The 23,154-nt window shown below is 37.8% G+C and carries 20 protein-coding genes; 1 reads left to right on the top strand and 19 read right to left on the bottom strand.

Going from position 1 to position 23,154, the window contains the following annotated elements; all coding sequences use genetic code 11:
• Positions 1 to 72: 72 nt before the first annotated feature.
• The 16 genes from ACIQZI_RS12365 to ACIQZI_RS12290 form a co-directional block, all read right to left on the bottom strand.
• A complete protein-coding gene (locus ACIQZI_RS12365; RefSeq protein ID WP_403073421.1) occupies positions 73 to 870 on the bottom strand; it encodes a TIGR00282 family metallophosphoesterase in 798 nt (265 codons plus the stop codon).
• A 262-nt stretch (positions 871 to 1,132) separates the two neighbouring features.
• The gene (gene rny, locus ACIQZI_RS12360; protein ID WP_062180971.1) at positions 1,133 to 2,695 is read right to left on the bottom strand and encodes a ribonuclease Y; all 1,563 of its coding nucleotides are present in this window, start codon (positions 2,693 to 2,695) and stop codon (positions 1,133 to 1,135) included.
• Between the two features lie 381 nt (positions 2,696 to 3,076).
• Positions 3,077 to 4,123, bottom strand: coding sequence for a recombinase RecA (recA, locus tag ACIQZI_RS12355; protein WP_403073419.1), 1,047 nt, complete (start codon positions 4,121 to 4,123; stop codon positions 3,077 to 3,079).
• 544 nt (positions 4,124 to 4,667) lie between these two features.
• The gene (locus ACIQZI_RS12350) at positions 4,668 to 5,906 is read right to left on the bottom strand and encodes a competence/damage-inducible protein A (RefSeq protein WP_062180977.1); all 1,239 of its coding nucleotides are present in this window, start codon (positions 5,904 to 5,906) and stop codon (positions 4,668 to 4,670) included.
• Between the two features lie 21 nt (positions 5,907 to 5,927).
• A complete protein-coding gene (gene pgsA / locus ACIQZI_RS12345; RefSeq protein WP_403073416.1) occupies positions 5,928 to 6,512 on the bottom strand; it encodes a CDP-diacylglycerol--glycerol-3-phosphate 3-phosphatidyltransferase in 585 nt (194 codons plus the stop codon).
• 78 nt (positions 6,513 to 6,590) lie between these two features.
• Entirely contained in the window at positions 6,591 to 7,493 is a 903-nt protein-coding gene (locus ACIQZI_RS12340) for a helix-turn-helix domain-containing protein (RefSeq protein ID WP_403073414.1), read from the bottom strand.
• A gap of 8 nt (positions 7,494 to 7,501) precedes the next feature.
• Entirely contained in the window at positions 7,502 to 8,293 is a 792-nt protein-coding gene (locus tag ACIQZI_RS12335) for a DUF3388 domain-containing protein (RefSeq protein ID WP_062180986.1), read from the bottom strand.
• A gap of 291 nt (positions 8,294 to 8,584) precedes the next feature.
• Entirely contained in the window at positions 8,585 to 8,842 is a 258-nt protein-coding gene (locus ACIQZI_RS12330) for a DUF3243 domain-containing protein (protein WP_062180988.1), read from the bottom strand.
• Between the two features lie 70 nt (positions 8,843 to 8,912).
• Positions 8,913 to 9,635 carry an elongation factor P 5-aminopentanone reductase gene (ymfI, locus tag ACIQZI_RS12325; RefSeq protein WP_403073411.1) on the bottom strand — a complete coding sequence of 241 codons (723 nt, stop codon included), beginning with the start codon at positions 9,633 to 9,635 and terminating at the stop codon, positions 8,913 to 8,915.
• A gap of 79 nt (positions 9,636 to 9,714) precedes the next feature.
• Positions 9,715 to 11,001, bottom strand: a complete 1,287-nt coding sequence (gene yfmH / locus ACIQZI_RS12320) for an EF-P 5-aminopentanol modification-associated protein YfmH (RefSeq protein ID WP_403073409.1) — start codon at positions 10,999 to 11,001, stop codon at positions 9,715 to 9,717.
• A 3-nt stretch (positions 11,002 to 11,004) separates the two neighbouring features.
• A complete protein-coding gene (gene yfmF, locus ACIQZI_RS12315) occupies positions 11,005 to 12,276 on the bottom strand; it encodes an EF-P 5-aminopentanol modification-associated protein YfmF (RefSeq protein ID WP_062180998.1) in 1,272 nt (423 codons plus the stop codon).
• A 447-nt stretch (positions 12,277 to 12,723) separates the two neighbouring features.
• Positions 12,724 to 13,683 carry an ABC transporter permease gene (locus ACIQZI_RS12310; RefSeq protein WP_157279552.1) on the bottom strand — a complete coding sequence of 320 codons (960 nt, stop codon included), beginning with the start codon at positions 13,681 to 13,683 and terminating at the stop codon, positions 12,724 to 12,726.
• Positions 13,684 to 14,730, bottom strand: coding sequence for an ABC transporter permease (locus ACIQZI_RS12305; RefSeq protein WP_062181001.1), 1,047 nt, complete (start codon positions 14,728 to 14,730; stop codon positions 13,684 to 13,686).
• Positions 14,723 to 16,258, bottom strand: a complete 1,536-nt coding sequence (locus ACIQZI_RS12300) for an ABC transporter ATP-binding protein (RefSeq protein ID WP_403073405.1) — start codon at positions 16,256 to 16,258, stop codon at positions 14,723 to 14,725. The genes ACIQZI_RS12305 and ACIQZI_RS12300 overlap by 8 nt, the downstream gene beginning before the upstream one ends.
• A 449-nt stretch (positions 16,259 to 16,707) precedes the next feature.
• The gene (locus ACIQZI_RS12295; protein ID WP_403073403.1) at positions 16,708 to 17,796 is read right to left on the bottom strand and encodes a BMP family lipoprotein; all 1,089 of its coding nucleotides are present in this window, start codon (positions 17,794 to 17,796) and stop codon (positions 16,708 to 16,710) included.
• An 85-nt stretch (positions 17,797 to 17,881) separates the two neighbouring features.
• Positions 17,882 to 18,607 carry a GntR family transcriptional regulator gene (locus ACIQZI_RS12290; protein WP_062181010.1) on the bottom strand — a complete coding sequence of 242 codons (726 nt, stop codon included), beginning with the start codon at positions 18,605 to 18,607 and terminating at the stop codon, positions 17,882 to 17,884.
• 410 nt (positions 18,608 to 19,017) lie between these two features.
• Between ACIQZI_RS12290 and ACIQZI_RS12285 the strand changes: the two genes are divergently transcribed.
• Complete coding sequence (locus ACIQZI_RS12285; protein WP_403073400.1) at positions 19,018 to 19,311, top strand: DUF6509 family protein; 294 nt, start codon at positions 19,018 to 19,020, stop codon at positions 19,309 to 19,311.
• 245 nt (positions 19,312 to 19,556) lie between these two features.
• Here ACIQZI_RS12285 and ACIQZI_RS12280 read toward each other — a convergent pair whose 3' ends face one another.
• The 3 genes from ACIQZI_RS12280 to ACIQZI_RS12270 form a co-directional block, all read right to left on the bottom strand.
• Positions 19,557 to 21,905, bottom strand: coding sequence for a DNA translocase FtsK (locus tag ACIQZI_RS12280; protein WP_403073398.1), 2,349 nt, complete (start codon positions 21,903 to 21,905; stop codon positions 19,557 to 19,559).
• 127 nt (positions 21,906 to 22,032) lie between these two features.
• Positions 22,033 to 22,260: a YlzJ-like family protein gene (locus tag ACIQZI_RS12275; protein WP_062181019.1), complete on the bottom strand. Its 228-nt coding sequence runs from the start codon at positions 22,258 to 22,260 to the stop codon at positions 22,033 to 22,035.
• The gene (locus ACIQZI_RS12270; protein WP_403074015.1) at positions 22,257 to 22,988 is read right to left on the bottom strand and encodes a ClpP family protease; all 732 of its coding nucleotides are present in this window, start codon (positions 22,986 to 22,988) and stop codon (positions 22,257 to 22,259) included. The genes ACIQZI_RS12275 and ACIQZI_RS12270 overlap by 4 nt, the downstream gene beginning before the upstream one ends.
• Positions 22,989 to 23,154 lie beyond the last annotated feature (166 nt).

Raw genomic sequence — 23,154 nt, 5'->3', positions numbered from 1 at the left:
ATAGAGATGCTACTGTCCGTTAATGCAGGAAAACGTGAAAAACAGCCCGCTTACGCAAGGCTGTTTTAATGATTAATGAAAAAACGGATGATCGTCGTTTATTAATAATCGATCTATTTTGTTTGCTTTTCCAGTTTTTTCATCAATCTCTATGATGACTGCACTTAAGATTGTTCTTCCTTCTTTTGGTACTTCAAAACGCACAGGTAGACTTGTTAAGAAACGATGGATGACAGCGTCTCTCTCCATTCCAAGAATACCATCGTACGGACCCGTCATTCCAACATCCGATAAATAAGCTGTGCCTTTTGGAAGAATACGATTATCTGCCGTTTGAACATGTGTGTGAGTACCAACAACTGCAGACACTTTCCCATCGAGGAACCAACCCATCGCCTGTTTCTCACTCGTAGCTTCGCCATGAAAATCAACAAAAATTATCGGTGTACGCTTTCTAGCTTCTTCTACAAGCTCTTCTGCTTTAACGAATGGGCAATCCAAAGCAGGCATAAACGTTCTTGCTTGTAAATTAATCACTGCAATCTCTAATTGATTTAGCTTGATATATTTTATCCCTGCACCTGGGGTTCCTTCTGGAAAATTTGCAGGACGTACTAAATTCTTCGCAGATTCAATAAATTCAAAAATTTCACGGTTGTCCCAAGCATGATTACCAAGCGTCACAGCCTGAGCTCCAGATTCAAGGAATTGCCGATAGATCTTCTCGGTAATCCCGCGACCCCCAGCAGCATTTTCCCCATTAATAATGGTAATTTGCGGTCGATATTTCTCCTTGATTTTCGGTAAATACTCTTTCACCATATCTCTTCCTGGTGAACCGACTACATCTCCAACAAAAAGCAATTTCATAGTTAATTCCTTTCCAAAAACCAAACTTTAATCATTTATTCTTTTCTATTGTACCACATTTCATTTCCTGAACTTTTACGTGGATAACCACTTAGAAAAATCGTCGCCGACCATCCGATACAAAAAACTAGTTATTTTAACATAATCATAATGACAAATACCATAAATCGAGATCTCGACACCAAAATCCATTTTAAATCACTTTTACTTACACTTTAAAAGAAAAACAAAGCGTTGGACCTTAATGGCCCAAACGCTTTGTTTATTTTGCATATTCAACTGCTCTCGTTTCACGTAGCACGGTTACTTTAATATGTCCTGGATAATCTAACTCTTCTTCTATCCGCTTACGGATATCCCTTGCAAGTCGATGTGCCCCCAGATCATCAATTTGTTCTGGTTTTACCATAACTCGTACTTCACGACCAGCTTGAATCGCAAATGATTTTTCCACTCCATCATAGGATTCAGATATCTCTTCCAGCTTTTCGAGTCTTCTGATATAGTTTTCAAGCGTCTCACTTCTGGCACCTGGTCTTGCTGCTGATAAAGCATCTGCAGCAGCGACTAGTACAGAAATAATGGATGTTGGTTCAGTATCACCATGATGAGAAGCGATACTATTGATAACGACTGGGTGTTCTTTATATTTCGTGGCCAATTCTACACCAATCTCTACATGGCTACCTTCTACTTCATGGTCAATTGCTTTTCCGATATCGTGAAGAAGTCCTGCTCGACGTGCAAGTGTTTCGTCTTCACCTAACTCAGCAGCTAATAAACCAGATAAGTGTGCTACTTCTATAGAATGCTTCAAGACGTTTTGACCATAGCTTGTACGGAATTTCAAACGACCCAGAATCTTAATAAGGTCAGGATGCAATCCGTGGACCCCTACTTCAAATGTGGTTTGCTCTCCGATCTCTCGGATGTGCTCGTCCACTTCACGTCTTGCTTTGTCCACCATTTCTTCAATTCGTGCTGGATGGATACGACCATCCTGTACAAGCTTCTCTAGTGCTAGACGAGCTGTTTCACGTCTTATTGGGTCAAATCCAGATAAGATTACTGCTTCAGGCGTATCATCAATAATAAGGTCGATTCCTGTAAGCGTTTCAAGTGTCCTAATATTCCGGCCTTCTCGACCAATAATACGACCCTTCATCTCATCGTTTGGAAGATTGACTACTGAAACGGTGGTCTCAGCAACATGATCAGCAGCACAACGCTGAATTGCAAGTGAGAGTATATCTTTTGCTTTTTTGTCAGCTTCTTCTTTTGCACGGTTCTCTGTTTCTTTAATCATAAGAGCAATATCGTGTGCCAGCTCATTTTCAATACGATCAATAATAATGGCTTTTGCTTCATCACGAGTCAGGCCTGATACACGCTCAAGCTCTGTTTGCTGCTTACGAACCATCTCATCCACTTTGCTTTCCATGTCTTCAATATGCTGTTGTCTTTGGTCAAGAGAATCTTCCTTCTTTTCCAAAAGAGTTTCACGTTTATCTAACGATTCATCTTTACGGTCAAGGTTTTCTTCTTTTTGTAATAATCGATTTTCTTGTTTTTGTAATTCAGATCTTCGTTCTCGAACTTCACGCTCGGCATCTGAACGAGTTTTGTGAATATCATCCTTTGCTTCCAATAGGGCTTCTTTTTTCAGAGCATCTGCTTCCCGTTTTGCATCTTCAAGAATTTGTTCAGCAGAATTTCTCGCCCCTGCTATTTTGTTTTGAGTAATATTCTTAAAAACAAAATAGCTAACAACTGCACCGACGAATAGGCCAAGCAAACTGGAGATGATGAGTTGAATAGGTTCCATCGTTTCACCTCCCCTTGCTATGAACTTTTACTTAATAAAGTTGAACTGTCGGCAAGTACATTGTACATGACTTCAATATACAGCACTTGGCTTTTCAAAATTCTTCATTTTAAAAAATGTAAAATATACATGTTAATTGTATAGTTGAGAAATTTTATTGTCAAGAGTTTGCAAAGACTCTATACATGAATATTCAGAACGGTTCCAAAAAAATTAGAAAATATCCTTACAACCTTAATTATTTTGCCTGATCATCGAATTAGCCTTGCTAAGCTATATTATTATTCTTGACCAAAAATTACCAATTCAAACCATATATATAAAGATATATATAAAGAAAAGAAGCCTAGTTTTTCATCAGGCTTCTTTTCTTTGGCACAATTAGTCGAGCAGGCTCATGTCTTCCTTTTCTTCCTCACTACCTGCAGGCAATTCATGTTCACCATCTAGATTATAATGATTGCGAATTTTCTGTGCTATTTCAAGTTTAATAGTTTTATTTTCTTTTAAGAAAAGCTTAGCATTTTCTCGTCCTTGCCCTAGTCTTTCACCGTTATAGGAATACCATGACCCGCTCTTTTCAACGATATCTAATTCTGATCCCATATCAATGATTTCGCCTTCTCTGGAAATTCCTTCACCATACATAATATCTACTTCTGCTTGCTTGAATGGAGGCGCTACCTTGTTTTTAACGACTTTAATTTTCGTTTTGTTACCGACTATGTCACTACCTTGTTTCAATTGTTCAGCGCGACGCACTTCAAGTCTTACTGATGAATAAAACTTCAAAGCACGGCCGCCTGGAGTCGTCTCAGGGTTTCCAAACATTACACCAATCTTTTCACGGACTTGGTTAATGAAAACAGCAATGGTATTGGATTTATTAATTGCACCAGATAGTTTTCTAAGTGCCTGTGACATCATCCTAGCTTGAAGACCCATATGAGAATCTCCCATCTCGCCTTCAATTTCAGCTTTAGGAACGAGTGCCGCCACAGAGTCAATGACGATAATATCTACCGCACCACTTCTGACCAATGCTTCTGCGATTTCAAGTGCCTGCTCACCAGTATCTGGCTGTGATAGCAATAGCTCATCAATGTTGACTCCGAGTTTCTGTGAGTAATCGGGGTCCAAAGCGTGCTCTGCATCAATAAATGCAGCGGTACCGCCATTAGCCTGAACCTCTGCAATCGCATGTAAGGAAACCGTTGTTTTACCAGAACTTTCTGGACCATATATTTCAATAACTCTGCCTCGTGGATATCCACCCACTCCTAAAGCTACATCCAATGCTAATGAACCACTTGAAATTGTTGAGATTCTTCTATCTGTTTGTTCTCCTAACTTCATGATGGAACCTTTACCAAATTGTTTTTCAATTTGTTTCAATGCCATTTCTAGTGCCGCTTGACGATCGCTCACTCAAGTTCCTCCTCTATAGGTTAATCAGCTTAGCTGATTAGATAATAAATTTTTAAAATAAAGCAGTAGCTCTTCCCCAGGCTTAGTATGCTAGGGTAATATTCAAACTTCTGTACTAATTCGACTTCTAAAAAAGAATGGAAGAAAGTAAGAATACGTTCATGCATTTCTATTTGTGATTGTCTTTCATCCATCTAAAATACTCGCTTAATTCCCTCTTTGGTGTCTATCTCTACTATATACTCTTTTCTTTCATTTGCCAAGCAAAAAACGAACATTCATTCGTTTATTACTAAAGCAATAATAACTTAAAAACAGCATTTCTGTCTAGCAAAAATTCCATTTCCCATTAACAAAAGCTTTAATAATACAATTTTGATCTTTTTGAAAATTAATGCAGCATTATAAAAAGATGCAATTTGTGGCTTGTTTTAGCCCTTGTTGCTTCTGCAAGCTAAATAATTCCCCATAAAGATATTGTTTAATATTTCCAAAACAAAAAGAGAATGCCTCATTTCACCCTATGAGACATTCTCTTGTAAAATTAGGTAGATAGATGGTTCAATAGATAATGGCAACCTTTTTTTACACTTCTTATTCTGATCTGTGCCCTGCTACCAGAGAGATTTAGTTTCTCAACTTTCGAAATCCCATTGCGAAAAGCCATGCCAATAAAAACGGTCCCTACAGGTTTCCCTTCCTGTTCATCAGGACCCGCTACTCCAGTAAAGCTGATCCCAATATCTGCATCAAGCTGTGTTCGAATATTTTCGGCCATTTCGATTGCACATTGCTGACTTACGACACCAAATGTGGAAATAGTTGCATCTTGAATTTGTAGCAGACTAGATTTAGCATCATTTGTGTAGCTAACAATTCCGCCTTTAAAGACTTTACCAGCTCCAGGAATTGTCGTTAATTGCTCTTGGAACATCCCACCTGTCAAACTTTCTGCAGCGGCAATTGACATACCTCTTGCAGTTAACTCTTTTACCAGTTCCTTAATTAAAGAAGTCTGGTCGCTTCCATAGTAAAAGTCTCCCACACGTTTCATTATTTCCGTTTCAACTTCGCTAATCAGCTGATCACATATTTCTTTTGACTCATGTTTAGCGGTAATCCTTAGCGTCACTTCACCATCGCCTGCAAGTGGAGCAATCGTCGGATTTGTTTGATTTTCAAGCAAGTCATCTATCTTCGTCTCTAGTAACGACTCTCCAATCCCGAAAAAGCGCAGTACCTTTGATTCAATGCGTTCTTGTTTATCTAGCTTTTCCATTAACCTTTTATACCCATATGTTAAAAACATAGGCTCCAACTCTTTTGGAGGTCCGGGTAGTAACATATATGTCTTATCCTTTAAAGTAAGAATCATGCCAGGGGCCATTCCGTGATCATTTGCAAGTACATCCGCATGTTCTAAAATGAGTGCCTGCTTTTTATTATTTTCTGTCATTTCCCGTCCAGTCTTTGTAAAATACGCTTGGATAGCTGTTAAAGCATGATTGTCAAAAACAAGATTTTTTCCTAAATGACGGGCAATCGTTTCTTTCGTCAAATCGTCCTTTGTTGGTCCAAGTCCGCCTGTAAAAATAATGAAGTCAGCACGAGATTCTGCAATCTCGATAACAGATTGAAGCCGTTCACTATTATCACCTACAACAGTATGAAAATAAACGTTAATTCCTATTTCTGCTAGTTGCTTAGATAAAAATTTCCCATTTGTATTGGCTATTTGACCTAATAGTAATTCAGATCCAACCGCGATGATTTCTGCGTTCATTTCCATCCCCCACAAATTCAATTACTTAGAATTAATAAATACAGTTTTGTTTTTTGCGAAATAATCCCATCCAGACCAAACAGTAAAAATCAACGCAATCCATAAAGTGATATTAGCGAATGGGAATGAAATCAAAACAAAAGGAATATTATGTAATAACAATGCTGATATAGCTACAATTTGTGCCCACATTTTTATTTTCCCTAAAATATCGGCGGCAACTACTTCACCCGTTCCCGCAAGTACTAGCCTTAAGCCTGTAACGGCAAACTCCCTACTAATAATGACAATAGCAATCCATGATTGGTTGTACATTAAATCCAAATCAATTAATACAATTAAAGCTGCTGAAACGAGTAATTTGTCAGCAAGAGGATCGAGAAATTTCCCAAGGTTTGTGACCATATTATATTTGCGGGCATAGTGTCCATCCACCCAGTCCGTTGAAGCAGCAAGAATAAAAAGTATAGTCCCTACCAAATGATTAACTGGAAGAGTGTAGTCCCCCAGCATCAACTCCCCCCAAGAAAAAGGTACGAGCATAATAATTACAAAAATAGGTATTAAGATAATTCTTGATATTGTTATTTTATTTGGCAAATTCACAATAGTACCCTCCAAAGTTGAATAGCATAAGATTCATTTCTTTATACGACAAGCGAAAAATAGCCATCATAAAGATGACTATTCAGCTTTTGTAAATTGTATCGTTACATTTTGAACGTCTTTCTCTGTTGGAGAAATAGCATATTCGAGTTTCTGATCATTAGCAAAAATCTCCGTTTCATAGGCTCTTCCCGTACGGATGACTACTTCGGATTCATTCGTTACATCAATTTCTTTGGCTTCTCCAGATTTTATAAGTCCATTAAAAAGTGTCTGGCCGCTACCGTTTTTCACTTTAACCCACGCTTCCCCTATAGAGGCAACTTTCAATTTAAATGTTGCGGCGTTTTTCAGTGCATATACGCTGTTTGAACCGCTAGTACTGATCATGGCTAATTCCTGGGTTGGTGTTTCCACAATAACCTCTTCTTTAACTGGCTCATCTTTGCTCTTATCTGTTTTATCAGTGTTTTTGTCTTCATTAGCATCAGTATTACTACCTTGATTTAATGGTGAATTATCAGGTTGTCCGTGATCCACAACACCTACATTATCATCAACTACCTTTGGGCTTTCACTTGGGAAAAATTTCAAATACAAGAAATAAAGTAAGACTATGATTCCAATGAAAAATAATAATCCTAATATTTTCGGAAATAGCTCCATGGCTTTCGAACTCGTCGGTAGCGATCTTCTTGATTGAACGCGTGACAACTCAGGTAGTTCGTCATGATATACGGCAGGAACCTCATTTTTATATTGATCAAAAATTTCCTCTGGTTCAAGTTCAACCGCTTCACAATATTGTTTAATGAACGCCCGAACATAGAACTGACCCGGCATCATCGAATAATTGCCTTCTTCGATCCCTATTAAATAACGTTTTTGAATCTTTGTTACTTCTTGCAAGTCATCTAAACTTAAACCCTTTTCTTCTCTAGCTTCCTTCAATCTGTTACCTAATTCCGTCAAATCAAACACCTGCCAAATTAAAAATCAAATGAACCAAACTCTGACCCTTGTAATTGATCGTTTTGGTTTACTACTTCATATGTAATTTCTTCATCAGGAGTATTTCTTAACTCAATGATGTAATCAAAATCCTCAAGTTTGTACTCCGAATTTTGAACGAAAATATCTGGATGTTCAATTATTTTCACTGCATTTAGCCTCATGATTTCCCGAACTAGCTGCCAGTGCCTTTCATTGGCGCGTCTTGTAGATACAATCCCGTCTAAAATAAATATATTATTATTATTGTACTCATCTTCAATAAGCTGACTGCGGATCGTTTGTTTAAGCAATGTGGACGATACAAATAACCAGCGTTTATTCGCACAGACACTAGATGCGACAATCGATTCTGTTTTCCCAACCCTTGGCATTCCACGAATCCCAATCAATTTATGACCTTCCTGTTTAAATAGTTCAGCCATAAAGTCTACAAGAATCCCTAAATCATCCCTCACGAAACGAAACGTATTTTTTTCATCTGCATCCCTTTGTATGTATCTACCGTGTCTGACAGCTAATTTATCAAGCACATGAGGTTCTCTCAGCTTAATTACCTTTATTGTATCCATTGTCGATAGAATTGACTCAAATCTCTCAATATTTCTGCTGTCATTAGCCAGCAAAAGCAAGCCCCTTCTTCCTTCATCAACACCATTAATCGCTACGATATTTATCGATAGCATACCAAGTAATGAAGAGATGTCCCCTAATAAACCTGGTCGGTTTTTTTGTATTTCATATTCAAAATACCATTCTTTATTCTCCACTATACACACTCCTTATCAAGAAAGGGGAACCTAGACTTTTTATCATATTTAAAGATTACGCAATTTATCAATGAAGAAGAGATTTTTCCCAAAGAAACCCGATTTCATGAAAATAAAATTGTCTTGTCTCTATAATATAGCATTTCAGTAAAAGTTAAAAGGGAAAACATTACTTAACTTAATTTAAGATGATTCTCTACGTACCTAGATTACATGTTAATGAAAAAGGATGATTCAATTAGTCAGTCCCTCTAATTTGAGGTCCAAAACTTCTGAATCATCCTAATGTCTTTAGCTCGTGCCGTTGTTGTCGACTAACTTAACCATCAAGCAAGCAATAGCATGCTTCTCATCTTCATTTGCTACCGACCACAGATCAGACAATACACGTTCTTGGTCATTTTTTGGATCTACTTGTTTCGCCAGATAATCCCCAATCTCAACTGCCAAGCCAGTTATTGCATCTTGGGAAAGTCCTTGCTCTTCCCCCTGATTCAATCTGTCACCTAAGAAATCTTTCCATTGATCCCAATTTTCTAATACAGACATTGATTATCATCCTTTCCTTAATTGGTACCATATTAGCATGCGAAAATTGACTATTTTTTATTCAAGGAAGTCACACATACCAGCCCCCATTTACCCCTATAATTTGTCCAGTCATATAGGAGGCTTTCTGAGAGAGAAGAAATGCGACAACATCAGCAATTTCATTCGCTTCACCGATTCTTCCCATTGGAATGTCTCCCTGTAAGATTTCTAATTCCTCTTCTGTAAAGGATTCTAGCATAGCCGTCGATACCGCTCCAGGCGCAACGGCGTTGACTCGGATACCATTTAGCGCTGTTTCTTTGCTCAATGCTTTAATAAATGCATTTTGCCCACCTTTGACCATCGAGTAAAGCACTTCGCATGAACTACCAGTCTGTCCCCATATTGATGTAACTGCGACAATTGAACCGCGATTACTCATTAATTTAGGAAGCAAATTTCTTGTAAGCTGAAAAGGACTAGTCACATGAAGCTGAATCATTTGTGCAACAGTAGAGTCATCCATATCGGTCACTAATCCATAAAAGCTATTGCCGCTATTCAAAACAATCGTATGTAAAGAAAAGATTTGTTTGCATAAATGTTTATATCCATCAACATCACCTAAATCAGCCTGTATCGGAATGAGTTCAATATCATAAGATGATAATTCCTTAATAAGTGCAACAATTGCTTCTTCATTCCGATTGTAATGAAGATACAATGAATAATTTTCTGCTGCAAGCTTCCTTGCAATTGCGCTCCCGATTCCCCCGCTTGCTCCTGTAATAAGTGCAAACCGTTTTTCCATCTTAATTCCCTCCTTAAAACCACCACAAAAAGAAAACAGCTCATACAAAGAAAAATCATTTGTATGAGCCATCCTCAACTTATTTAGGCAGCACTTGACAAACCGTTATAAATTTTTCATCAATCAATCTTTCAGTAGTAGCCAAGACATCATTAAATTCAATTTGTTCAAGCACTGGTACAACATCAAATAAATTCATATCATTAAAAGCATAGCGTGTAAATTGATTTGCAATATATTCTGGGGAATTTAGTGAACGTAAAAATAAGCCGATTCGTTTCTTAATCACTCGCTTCATGCTTTCTTCACTAATCCCTTTCCCCGTTTTCGCCTCAAAAAGAATTTGTTTCAACTTCGCTGTTAATTCTTCAGGATGTGCCGTATCCCCTCCTATTAACGCAAATCCAAAGCCATTCTCTTGGGTAAAGTCGTAGGAAAATGTTTGGTCAATTAAACCGCTCGTATACAGATCTTCATGGATAGGCGAGCTTTTTCCTAAAAGCATTTCCAACAAGATGCTTACGGTTAGTTCTTTTTTTAATAGCTCTTGACCACTTAAATTGAGATCTGCCGATTTAATTCCGAGCATGATTTTCGGTGTTTGAACACTCATGTGCAATGTTCGATCTTTCACAGCTACATCCGAAGGCTCCGTTTCAAATTGGCGTTTTATTGCTTGCGGCGATTGAAACTCCTTACCTTCTTGGTTGCTGCGGATTTTCTCCATAATTTCTCCTGGTTCCACAGGTCCAACAATAAATAACAACATATTGCTTGGATGGTAAAAAGTCTCATAACACTCATAAAGTAAATCCTTCGTAATTTCAGCAATGGATTCAACTGTTCCAGCAATATCAATTTTCACAGGATGGTTATGATACATATTTTCAATGGTGCCAAAATAAAGACGCCAGTCAGGATTATCATCATACATTTTTATTTCTTGACCAATAATTCCTTTTTCCTTTTCCACTGTTTTCTCAGAAAAATAAGGATCTTGAACAAAATCAACGAGTGTCTTTAAGTTAAGATCAAAGTCTGCAGTACTAGAGAAAAGGTATGCCGTTCTTGTAAAAGAAGTAAAGGCATTAGCAGAAGCCCCTTGCTTACTAAACTGTTGAAACACGTCTCCATCTTCTTTTTCAAACAGCTTATGCTCTAGAAAATGCGCGATACCATCTGGTACTTTTGCATAGTCTTTTTTACCAAGAGGAACAAAATGATTATCAATCGAACCATATTTCGTCGTGAAAGTCGCGAATGATTTATTGAATCCTTTCTTTGGTAAAATATATACTTCCAAACCGTTCGTCATTTTTTCATGGAATATTTCTTCTTGAAGTTGTTCAAATGTTATTTTCTCCATTTTTTACACCTCCGTCCCTTTCATGAAATAAATGGTATCCAACTCAACTTTTTGGGCAACATCTACAATTTCCTCTTTCGTAATAGATTCAGTTTTTTTCAGCCATTCTTCCAAAGAAATAGCATAGCCAGAAACAATATTATGATAAAGGATTTCTACGAGACCGCGAGCCGAATCAACTGTTTCTAATAGTTGATTTTTGATTACTGCTTTTGTTTGAGATAATTCCTCATCACTGAAATTACCTTGCTTCATTTCTTTCATTTGCTCATGAATAATGGTAACAGCTTGATCATAATTGGCTGATTCAATGCCCGACATAACCATTAACAAGCCTTTATGGCTCTCTAAACGAGACGCCGCATAATAAGCCAAACTTGCTTTCTCCCTGACATTTATAAAAAGTTTCGAATGAGAAAAACCGCCGAATATTCCGTTAAAGACTTGTAAAGCATAATAATCAGGGTCTCCATATACAATATTCGTACGATATCCAATATTTAATTTCCCCTGTTTAACATCCATTTCCTCAATCTTTTCCTTCACTGTGTTTACCTTTTTCTGCACACTTTTCATTCTTTCGGGCTCACGGTTAGGAAGCTTGAAATGTTGATTGAACAGCTTTTGAACATCTATTTCATTAATATCACCTATTACATAAACGTCCATTTCATCTTCCACGAGCACTTGCTTGTAATAACTATACAATGATTCTGCTGTAATGCTGTCTAATGACTCGATATCCCCCAAAGCATCTATACCATAAGGCTCTTCTTCACACATTACTTCCACAAGGCGCGTCGTTGCATACCGCATTTTGTCATCATAAATGGATTGAATTCTCTGTTGAAGCGATCTTTTTTCATTATTAAACGTCCCTATATCAAAGCTTTCGCCATCCTTTTTCGGATTAAATAGGACATCTGCTAAGAAGGCAATTCCCTTTTCTAGTAAAGGCTCAGAATCATGAAGAAATTTTTCATTGGCTATTTCAAGGACAAAACTAATGATTTGATATTCCCCTTTTTTGGCAACATCTACATAAAAGCTCGCACCATATAATTCATCCAAATACGAACGTAATGCTGGTGTCGTCTTGTATGTAGCTGTGTTACTTTGCAATATATACGGAAGCAATGAACGATATGTCGCTGTTTCATGCTTAAGGGGTGCTTTCATTTTAAGTACAAGTGTATTCGTTTTGTATTGAGCTGTTTTGACGATATGCACTGAATAGCCAGGGTTTTTCTTTATTGTATCAAGAGAGATTCCCATTAAATAGACCTCCTCATTCATTTTTTATCTTTATATTGTTTGTTAGTTCAAGTGCTTTTAAACCTGTTAGAAGAAATTGAATGCATACAATTTTTCTTCAAGAACTTTTCTCTTCTTCTAAAATATACCTTGTTTAAGAAAATTCATGCAAGTATCATGGTTTTTATTATTTAATTTTTTAGATTTCATACTATTTTATGAGGATAAAAACAAAGGTGCAAGCGCCTGACTAGATAGGCCTTGAAGGAAAGCGATTGCGAATAATGCGGATAGACCTAAAACAATTTCCATATAAAGTATGGCATCTTATACGCTAAGCACAAAAAACAAGTAAAGGGTCAGACCCCGCAACAACTAAAATCAGTATAAAAGAAGTGTATGAAACACTACATACTGATTTAGAGTGCGAGGTCAGACCCTTATGAGACACCCTCGTTCAACTAATTTTTATCTTTTTCCTTTAATATAAGGCAGACCTGATGCTTTCGGAGCGTCTGCACGTCCAATAAAGCCAGTCAAAGCGATAATGGTTAACACATATGGTGCTATCAATAAATAGACACCAGGGATATCTTTGAAAAATGGCAAGCTAGCTCCAACAATACTTAAACTTTGCGCTAAACCAAAGAATAGTGCCGCACCCATTGCGCCAAGAGGATGCCATTTACCAAAGATCATTGCAGCAATTGCCATAAAACCTTGCCCATTAATCGTGGAGTGACTGAATTCATTGGATACTGTCATTGCATGGACAGCTCCGCCAATCCCAGCAAATGCTCCTGATAAAAGGACACCAGCGTAACGAATTTTTGCAACATTTACTCCCATTGTATCGGCCGCCATTGGATGTTCGCCAACAGCTCGAATACGTAAACCGAATGGCGTTTTGAATATAATATACCAAACGACAACGGCTAAAACAATCGCAATGTAAGAGATATAATACCCGTTAGAGAAAAATATTTTACCGATAAACGGAATATCACTTAGGAATTTGATATCAACGCGATCAAAATTTTCTGTAACCATGTCTGTTTGCCCTTTTCCATAAAGCTTTTTAACTAAGAAAAGAGTAAGACCAACAGCCAACAAGTTGATCGCAACCCCACTGACCGTCTGATCAGCACGAAACGTAATCGATGCTACGGCATGTAGAAGGGAAAAAATTATTCCGGCAACCATGGCAACCAACACAGCAAGCCAAGGTGTAGCTGATCCAAATACATCAGCAAACGTCAAGTTAAACACAATACCTGTAAAAGCACCAATTACCATTAAACCTTCTAAACCTATATTTACAACACCTGTACGTTCTGAAAACACACCGCCAAGCGCAGTGAAGATAAGTGGGGCTGCAAGTCCAATCATCGATGGAATAATAATTTGCAGTACTTGGTAAAAATCCACTTATTTCACCCCCTTTTTATTAATTCGGTTTAAGATCCAGCGAATGAAATAGCTAGATGCAACAAAGAAGATGATCAGAGCAATGACGATGTCTACGATCTCGTTGGGAATCGGCGTTTCAACTGGTATATTCAGAGCCCCAGCCTTTAAACCACCGAATAGGAATGCCGCTAGTACAACTCCTATTGCTGTATTACCACCTAGAAGGGCAACTGCAATTCCATCAAAACCAATTCCGGTAAATCCGCCTTTTATCGAAGCGTAACCAAATGTACCAAGCCCTTCCATCGCACCAGCAAATCCAGCAAATGCTCCTGAAATAACCATTGACATGATAATGTTCCGATTTACATTCATTCCAGCGTATTCAGATGCATGTTGGTTAAAACCAACTGCTTTCAGTTCAAATCCAGTTGTCGTTTTCTCAAGAATAAACCACATAATGATGGCACAGATCATTGCAACAATGATTCCCCAGTGGAGGCGTGAACCATCCGTTAATCCAGATAAAAATGGTGATCTTAGTGTTGCAGTTTCAAAAATATTATTGGTCTTGTCTAATTTATCAGTTAGCACATAGGAAATAATATAATTAGTGACATGAAGAGCCGTGTAATTAAGCATAATCGATACAATTACTTCATGTACTCTAAATTTGGCTTTTAATAACCCAGGTATGAATGCCCACAAAGCTCCTGCTAATCCACCAACAAGAATAGCAAGCGGCAAATGAATCAACATTGGCAGTTCAAAAGTTATTCCCACCCAAACAGCTGCCAACCAACCGACAAGAAGCTGACCTTCGACACCAATATTGAAAAGACCTGTTCTAAAAGCAAATGCTACAGCTAAACCAGCAAGAATGTACGGTGTAACTGTTCGGATCGCTTCTCCGAGAAAATATGAATCACCAAAAACCCCAAAAAATAATGCGATATATGCGTCAACTGGATTATAACCACTGACAAGCATAATAATAGCTCCTGCTAATAAGCCGAGCACAACCGATAAAATGGGTATAAACAAACCGGACATTTTTTTAACCACGAGATTTCCCACCTACTTCCATACGCTTGCTTCCAGCCATCATCAATCCTAGTTCTTGTTCAGTTGTTTCTCTTGGATTGACGATAGCAACAATTTCCCCTTCATAAATAACCGCCACCCGATCACTAACATTCAAGATTTCGTCAAGTTCAAATGAAATAAGTAAAACTGCTTTCCCATTATCACGTTGTTCGATCAAACGTTTGTGAATGAACTCAATCGCACCAACATCAAGGCCACGTGTCGGTTGTGCTGCAATCAATAGATCAGGATTACGGTTTACCTCACGACCTATGATCGCTTTTTGCTGATTACCTCCTGATAGTGCACGAGCAGGCGTATATTCGCTTGGTGTTCTAACATCGTATTCCGCGATAATGTTTCTAGCTTGATCAAAAATCTTCGAATAATTTAAGACGCCAGATTTAGAAAGCGGCTTTTGATAATACGTTTGTAAGACGATATTTTCACCAATGCTATAATCCAAGACTAAGCCATGTTTATGACGATCCTCTGGAATATGTCCTACACCAGATTCACTGATTTTTCTCGGTTTTAGATTTTGTATTTCTTTCCCATTGATTTTAATAGAACCACTAATTGTTTTTCTTAATCCAGTAATTGCTTCTATGAGCTCTGTTTGACCATTTCCGTCAATACCCGCTATTCCGACTATTTCACCAGCTCTGACTGAAAGACTTAATTGATTAACAGCCTGGATCCCACGAGCGTCCTTGACGCTAATACCATTAATATCTAAAACAACATCTGCTGGAGCTGCTTCTTTTTTCTCCGTTTTAAATACAACATCACGTCCAACCATAAGGCTTGCCAAAGAATTCGGGTCTGATTCACTTACATTTACTGTACCAATCCCTACACCTTTACGCATGACGGTAACACGATCACATACTTCCATAATTTCTTTCAATTTATGAGTGATCAAAATAATCGATTTCCCCTCATTAACAAGAGATTTCATGATTATCATTAATTCTTTGATTTCTTGTGGTGTCAGTACCGCTGTGGGCTCATCAAAAATCAAAATTTCCGCACCGCGATATAATGTTTTTAAGATTTCGACACGTTGCTGCATTCCAACTGAAATATCTTTAATTTTTGCATCGGGATCGACACTAAGATGATATCTCTCAGAAAGCTCTCTTACCTTTTTACTGGCATCCTTTAAATTGATTTTCCCAGCTTTTGAAGGTTCTTTACCAAGGATAATATTTTCCGTGACAGTGAAAGGATCTACAAGCATGAAATGTTGGTGTACCATCCCGATTCCTAAATCATTAGCAATATTAGGATTTGTAATTTTGACCGGTTCGCCATTTACACGAATTCCTCCTTTTTCTGGCTGGTAAAGACCGAAAAGAACGTTCATTAACGTCGTTTTCCCTGCTCCATTTTCCCCAAGCAAAGCATGTATTTCTCCCTTTTTTACTTGTAGTGTTACATTATCATTTGCAACTATGCCCGGGAACTCTTTACGAATATTGAGCATCTCAATTACATATTCCACACCATCAACTCCTATAATTAAGTGAATCTTTCAACTGAACCTTTGGCTCTCGGTTATCGGAAACATTATTTTTCTAAACAAACGAGAATTTCATCAAAAAAACGAGGCGATTACACTTATCGTGTGTTCGCTCACTAACGGATTGTGAGTAACAGAACTATTTCCAGCGTGATTATTTAAATACACAAATGATTGATTGGATGAGTCAGGTATTCATAATAATTTCCCCGTAGTCCATGTTATGAAATAAAAGTGATTTTTTTATTAAAGAGGTAGATAAACACCATGCTTCTACTATCTTTACATTAGAAAAAATCAAATGAAAAACTATGAATGATCATAGCTTTTCCTTCACCTTTTTCAAAATACATCCATTTAAATCGCCATAAAAAGAAGGAATAAAAGGCTAAGTGCTTGCCCCTTTTATTCCTTCTTCCTTTAGTTCAAAATTAGAATCCCATATCTTCGTATTCTGCCTTAGTCTTAGGAACTTCAATTTCACCAGCTTTGATTTTAGTAATATATTCATCAACAGCTTTTAAAGCTTCTTCAGAAACATGGTCTGTATGCTCAGAAATTGCAATAGCGTTTTCTTCAAGACCATATTCAACTATTTCTCCGCCTGGGAATTCACCATTCATCGCTTTTTTAGATAAATCTTGAACTGCTACGTCAACACGTTTAACCATTGAAGTTAAAGTTACGTTTTCTTGTTTACCATTAACTTCTACAGCGCCTTCTTCATACTGGTCACGGTCAACACCGATTACATAAATTTCTTTGCTAGGGTCTTGTTTCTTTAAATCTGTAGCAGCTTTAAATACCCCATTACCAGTAGCTCCCGCTGCATGATAAATGATATCTGCTCCAGAAGAATATAAAGTGTTCGCAATAGCTTGACCTTTGTCAGGAGCACCAAAGCTTCCTGCATATTGAATGATCACTTCAGCTTTAGGATTTGCTGTTTTTACACCAGCAATAAATCCTGATTCGAATTTCTTAATCAATTCACTGTCCATTCCACCGACAAAACCAACTTTATTTGTTTTCGTTGTTTTTCCGGCAATTACCCCTACAAGGAATGAACCAACCTGTTCTTTAAATGTGATACTTGCGACATTATCACCTTTGGAAACCGCATCAATAATAGCGTAATTCGTATCTTTGCGTTGTGCAGCCACTTCTTCAATCGAACTTTGAAGTAAGTAACCAACTCCGAATACCAAATTGTAGTTTTGACGGGCTAATTGAGTTAAGTTCGTATTATAATCAGCGTCTGATTTAGATTGAAGATATGTGTACTCTTTTTTCTCAGTTAAATTATTTTCTTTACCGAATGCTTGAATGCCTTCCCATGAAGATTGGTTGAAGGATTTGTCATCAACACCGCCAGTATCCGTTACCATAGCAACTTTAAATTTGTCGCTTTCTTTTGTAGCCCCTTCATCCTTTTTACCATCATCTGATCCACATGCAGCCAAAATCGTTCCAGCAGCAAGTACAAGTGACATAACTAACCCCATTTTACGTTTTTTCAAGGTATGTACCTCCTAAGTTTAATTGATGCTTAGTAGAATTGCACGCAATGACCAATTGTCTACGTTTCCATCGCTTGCAAAAAAATTAGATTCGTTTACGAAGCACATGAAAGCTAAACACATCCGCTTTAAAATAATTGACCGAATATAGGATTGGTTCGTCCCTATCATCGAAGTGCATTTGCTTTAAAACAAGTAACGCAGCTTCCGGTTCACATTCTAGAATCGGAGAAACCTTCTCATGATACCCAATCGGCTCAATTTGAGCGATCGCATGAGTAATCATACGGCTGGATTCTCTTTCAAGAATATGAAAAATCGATTCTTCACTGTAATCGAAGTTCCCTTTAAGAATACTTGCCGGGATCTTATCAATACAATAAACCACTGGCTTCCCATTCGCAGTTCTTACTCTTTCAATCACTACAATTTCCTCGTCTATTGCACAAGAAAAGCGGCGGATGTCATCGTCAGTCGGTTCCAGGGTTGTCGAGCTCAAGAAAATAGTTCCCGGTTTCATCCCTGCTTGCTTAATCATATTGGTGACACTATTAAGCTGCTCGATTCCTGAGCTAAACACCGGTTTGGCATGCACAAATGTCCCGACCCCATGCCTTCTGATTATTACGTTTTCTTCTTCAAGAATTCGTAACGCTTCACGTAGAGTAGCTCTACTTACGCCGAGTTTCTTCGCAAGGTCAAATTCTGAAGGTAATTTCTCTTTCTCTTTATATGTACCCTCTTCAATATCCTGCTTGAGGTGATCGATTACTTGTAAGTATAAATGTCGATGATCAGACTTAATAGACATGCAGGTTCCTCCAACTTATTTTCTTCAGACTTCAGACCTCTGAGGTATAATCATTCCTACTAATCCAAAATACTATACCATTTTTCCCATTATAAATAAATAGAGATTTGCAATTTGTCGAAAAATAACGAATATGGTCTTACTAATTTTTCAGAAACTTTACAGACTACAAAGCTGGATAATTACCCCATATGTATTACTATTCATTTTTTGTCTAGGAAATTCGTATTATACGCATTATTTTCTTATATATCAAAAGGGGAGTAGGTCATACTATTACTTAGATTTTTTAGTATATAACCCTATTATAGAAATTTCCTTCCACTATTTCTATTTATTATTTTGTTCGGCATACTAAACTTGAATTATGAGGTATAATAATAGAGATAAGACTTTGGAAGGATGATTATATGGTAATGATTACGGAGTATAGTATTGAAAAGCTGAAAGATCCATTTGGGATTTTAACGGGGGAACGGTATGAAATATTACTTGATATTACAGTTCCTGAAGATGATGAACTATTTACGGAAGCAGGAATTTACATTCGTGTATTATATAAAGTAGAAGATAATCAATCAGCGATCATTAAATATGATCTACTTGAAAGAGGTACAGATAAACCGCTAGACTTCGAATTGGAAGATGAAGAGATTGAGGCTGTTCGAGCCTTTTGTACGGAACACTTACCTGAAGTATTATAATCTATAAGGGCTGTCTCAAAAAAGAAGCCGGCCTCGTACGCTATATACAGTATAGGTGTTACATCCACATTTTCACTGTATTTAATTTCGAGGCTGTTTCTTCGTTTTTGAGACAGCTTTTTAAGTGGTTATTAATTAACTTGAAAGTGACACTAGATTTTCAGGGAAAATCTAGTTATTGAAGTTTAACTACCCCACCTTAGTTTCTTTGCTTTACTTCCTTCAATTTAATACCATATCGCACCTTATGACAGATTTGCTTCGTTAGAAGGGTCTTTTGCGATTAAGACGATTCTCGGCTTACTACCTTCATATGGTCCAACGATCCCTCTCGCTTCCATCTCATCGATCAATCGAGCAGCTCGAGTATAACCAATTCGAAAACGCCTTTGCAACATGGAAACAGATGCTGTCTGCATTTCAACAATAAGCGAAACGGCATCATCATATAGACTATCTTCCACTTCACCAGTTGTTTCTACGATCTCATCAGGGATCATTTCATCATTATACTGAGCTTTTTGCTGTGATATCACATAATTCACAACATCCTCAACCTCATGATCAGATAAAAAAGCACCTTGAACACGAATTGGTTTAGACGCACCTACCGGTAGAAACAGCATATCACCTCTACCTAGGAGTTTTTCAGCGCCCCCCATATCAAGGATCGTTCTTGAATCCGTCATCGAGGAAACACTAAAGGCGATCCTAGACGGGATATTAGCTTTAATAATCCCTGTAATAACATCGACTGAAGGCCTTTGTGTTGCAATAATCAAATGAATTCCTGCTGCTCTTGCCATTTGTGCAAGTCTTGTAATGGCATCTTCCACGTCAGAAGAAGCAACCATCATTAAGTCAGCTAGCTCATCGACAATGACGACAATATACGGTAATAACGGTTGTTTATCTTCTTCTTCCTCATTAAAGTTTTTGATATATTCATTATACCCCTCGATATTTCTAGTGCCTGAATGAGAGAACAACTCATAGCGTCGTTCCATTTCACTTACGACCTTTTTTAAAGCTTGTGAAGCTTTTTTAGGATCCGTAACTACCGGGGCAAGCAAATGAGGAATGCCGTTATACACGTTTAATTCAACCATTTTCGGATCAATCATCATCATTTTTACTTCATGTGGCTTTGCTCTCATCAAAATGCTCGTAATGATTCCATTAATGCAAACAGATTTACCACTTCCCGTCGCACCAGCAACTAGTAAATGCGGCATTTTATTCAGCTCAGCCTTCACTGCTTCGCCTGAAATATTCCGTCCTAGAGCAACTTGTAGTTTAGATTCTTGCTTGTCAAATTCCTTCGCTTCCAATACTTCACGTAAAGAAACCATAGCAATTTCAGAATTTGGAACTTCTATTCCAATCGCTGATTTTCCCGGGATAGGTGCTTCAATTCGAATATCCTTAGCAGCTAGTGCAAGCGCCAGATCATCTGACAAAGATACGATTTTACTTACCTTCACGCCAACGTCGGGATGTATTTCATATTTGGTAACCGCGGGGCCCAGATGCACTTGGGTTACTTTGGCTTTTACTCCAAAACTTAAAAATGTCCGCTCAAGCTTTGCCGCATTTTCATGAATTAATTTATACTCTCCGCTTTGATCTGTCTTTTTAGGTTGATTCAATATTGAAAGTGCTGGAAGATTGTATTCTTTGTTCTCCACTTCAGTAAACGTCATAGGAGGGGCAATATCTCCTACTTCTTCCAATATGCCCTCAAAATCTTCTGACTGCTTATCCATTTCAATGGATTCAATTGGTTTTGAATCATCCTTTTCACCGTATGCCGTCTCGGCAAAATTGGAGATTAAGCGATTAGATGGGGCAATGATTTCGATTTCCCCTTCCTCCAATGAAGGTTCTTTACTTTCTTCTTGTTTCTCTTTTTCTACTTTGAGCTCTATTTTTTGCTTTTTACGTTCCTTTTTTTCTTGTGTCCATGTCTTCATATCGTCAATAAAAGCAGACCACTGTTCCGACACGAAATTGGAAAAAGAAATAAAAAACTTACCGAGCGTGTCCCCTAACGTTTTGCCAGTTAATAAAATGACTCCTATTATTATGAAGATAAAAGCAGCAATTTTAGAGCCTGCTGCATCAAATAAAAAGTAAGATGCTGCAAACAAGATTGCTCCAATCATTCCCCCTCCTAAATCATGGGTGCTTGTCTTCCCATTGACCTCCATCCAAAATAAGTCCCAAGTATTTCGGATTACGCTTGGCTTTTGAAACGGACCACCATCTGCCAATAGGGTAAATAATCTAACATGGCTGAGCATAAGAATACTCATCACAATTAAATAGAAGCCAACTAATTGCCGCTTTAGCAAAAATGGCACCGACCTCTTCACCATTAAAAATAATCCGATTGCAATTAGACCAAGTAAGAGCAGAATATACCATTCGCCCATAAAGAAACGAACCAAAAAGGTAATCGCCTTACCAACTGCACCAAGCTCAGCAATGGCGATTGCTGATAGGCCAAGAAGACTTAAGCCAATCAGTTCAAATTTCATTGTTTTTTTTAAATTCGCTGACACTTTTGATTTTCTGCGTTTTTTCTTCGCCATTTTATCACCTTAATTTTCCCTGCATTTTATGTACACGATTTTTTCAAGAATGAATAAAGCAGCCAAGAGGCTGCTTATTCGTAAGTAGTTTTAGTATAGCATAAAATAGCTTTCATGGACGTTTTTTCTAGTTAAGAAAGCTTTGTTTAACAGATAGAATGCTACCTGGCTCAATCCCTTTTACTAAAAAATGAGCAGGGTCTGTGCTTACAATCCTTTCCACCCGAAACGAATAATGATCAGATTGTTCACATATTACTGGAATCCCGCCATAGTTAAGAAAATGAATATTTTCATGTGCCTCAGAATGCCCTGGGAAAATGTATTCCTCTGGTACAATCGTATACAACGTCATTGCAGCATGCCCTCCTCATTACCCTCTTGCTCTTGATTGGATTGATCGATTAATTCGTTTAATTTCCTCATCGCTTGACCAACTCCTCCTACTTCATCAATGACTCCATAATCGACAGCCTCTTGACCGACAACATTTGTTCCAATATCCCTAGTTAAATTTCCTTTTGCGAACATAAGATCCTTGAATTGTTCTTCCGTAACTTTTGAGTGCTTAGTTACAAAGTTGATTACGCGATCTTGCATCTTATCTAAGTATTCAAATGTTTGCGGGACCCCAATGACGAGACCTGTTAAACGAATTGGATGGATTGTCATCGTAGCGGTTTCAGCAATAAATGAATGATCACACGAAACAGCTATTGGTACACCAATCGAATGACCACCACCAAGCACGATAGAAACACACGGCTTTGATAATGAACCAAGCATCTCGGCAATTGCCAAGCCAGCTTCTACATCTCCACCGACCGTGTTTAAAATAACAAGCAGCCCTTCGATATTCGGATTTTGTTCAATCGCAACGATTTGCGGAATCACATGCTCATATTTCGTTGTTTTATTTTGAGGTGGCAGCTGCATATGACCTTCGATTTGGCCTACAATCGTTAAGCAATGTATTTTTGAATCTTTCGACATCTGTGGAACATTGGTTTGTCCAAGCTGTTGAATTTTTTCTATAAGTGTCGAGCCTTTCTCTTCTTGTCGTCCTTCATCAGGATTTTCCATCTTTCCTCGATCCAATCTACCCATCCCCTTTCAGATTATGAATAGAGTTAGTATGAACTAAGCTGGTAAGGTTCATTCTTTACAGAGTAATATCAATGGAAAAATAATAATCCCATTGCATTTAACTTGAAGAACCAAAGAATTCTACCCGAATAAAAAAAGTTGA

It is taken from the genome of Peribacillus sp. NPDC096379 (assembly GCF_044762875.1).
In the GTDB taxonomy this organism is placed as follows: domain Bacteria; phylum Bacillota; class Bacilli; order Bacillales; family DSM-1321; genus Peribacillus.
The sequence above is the reverse complement of the archived record's forward strand: the minus strand, read 5'-3'. Positions and strand labels throughout refer to the sequence as shown.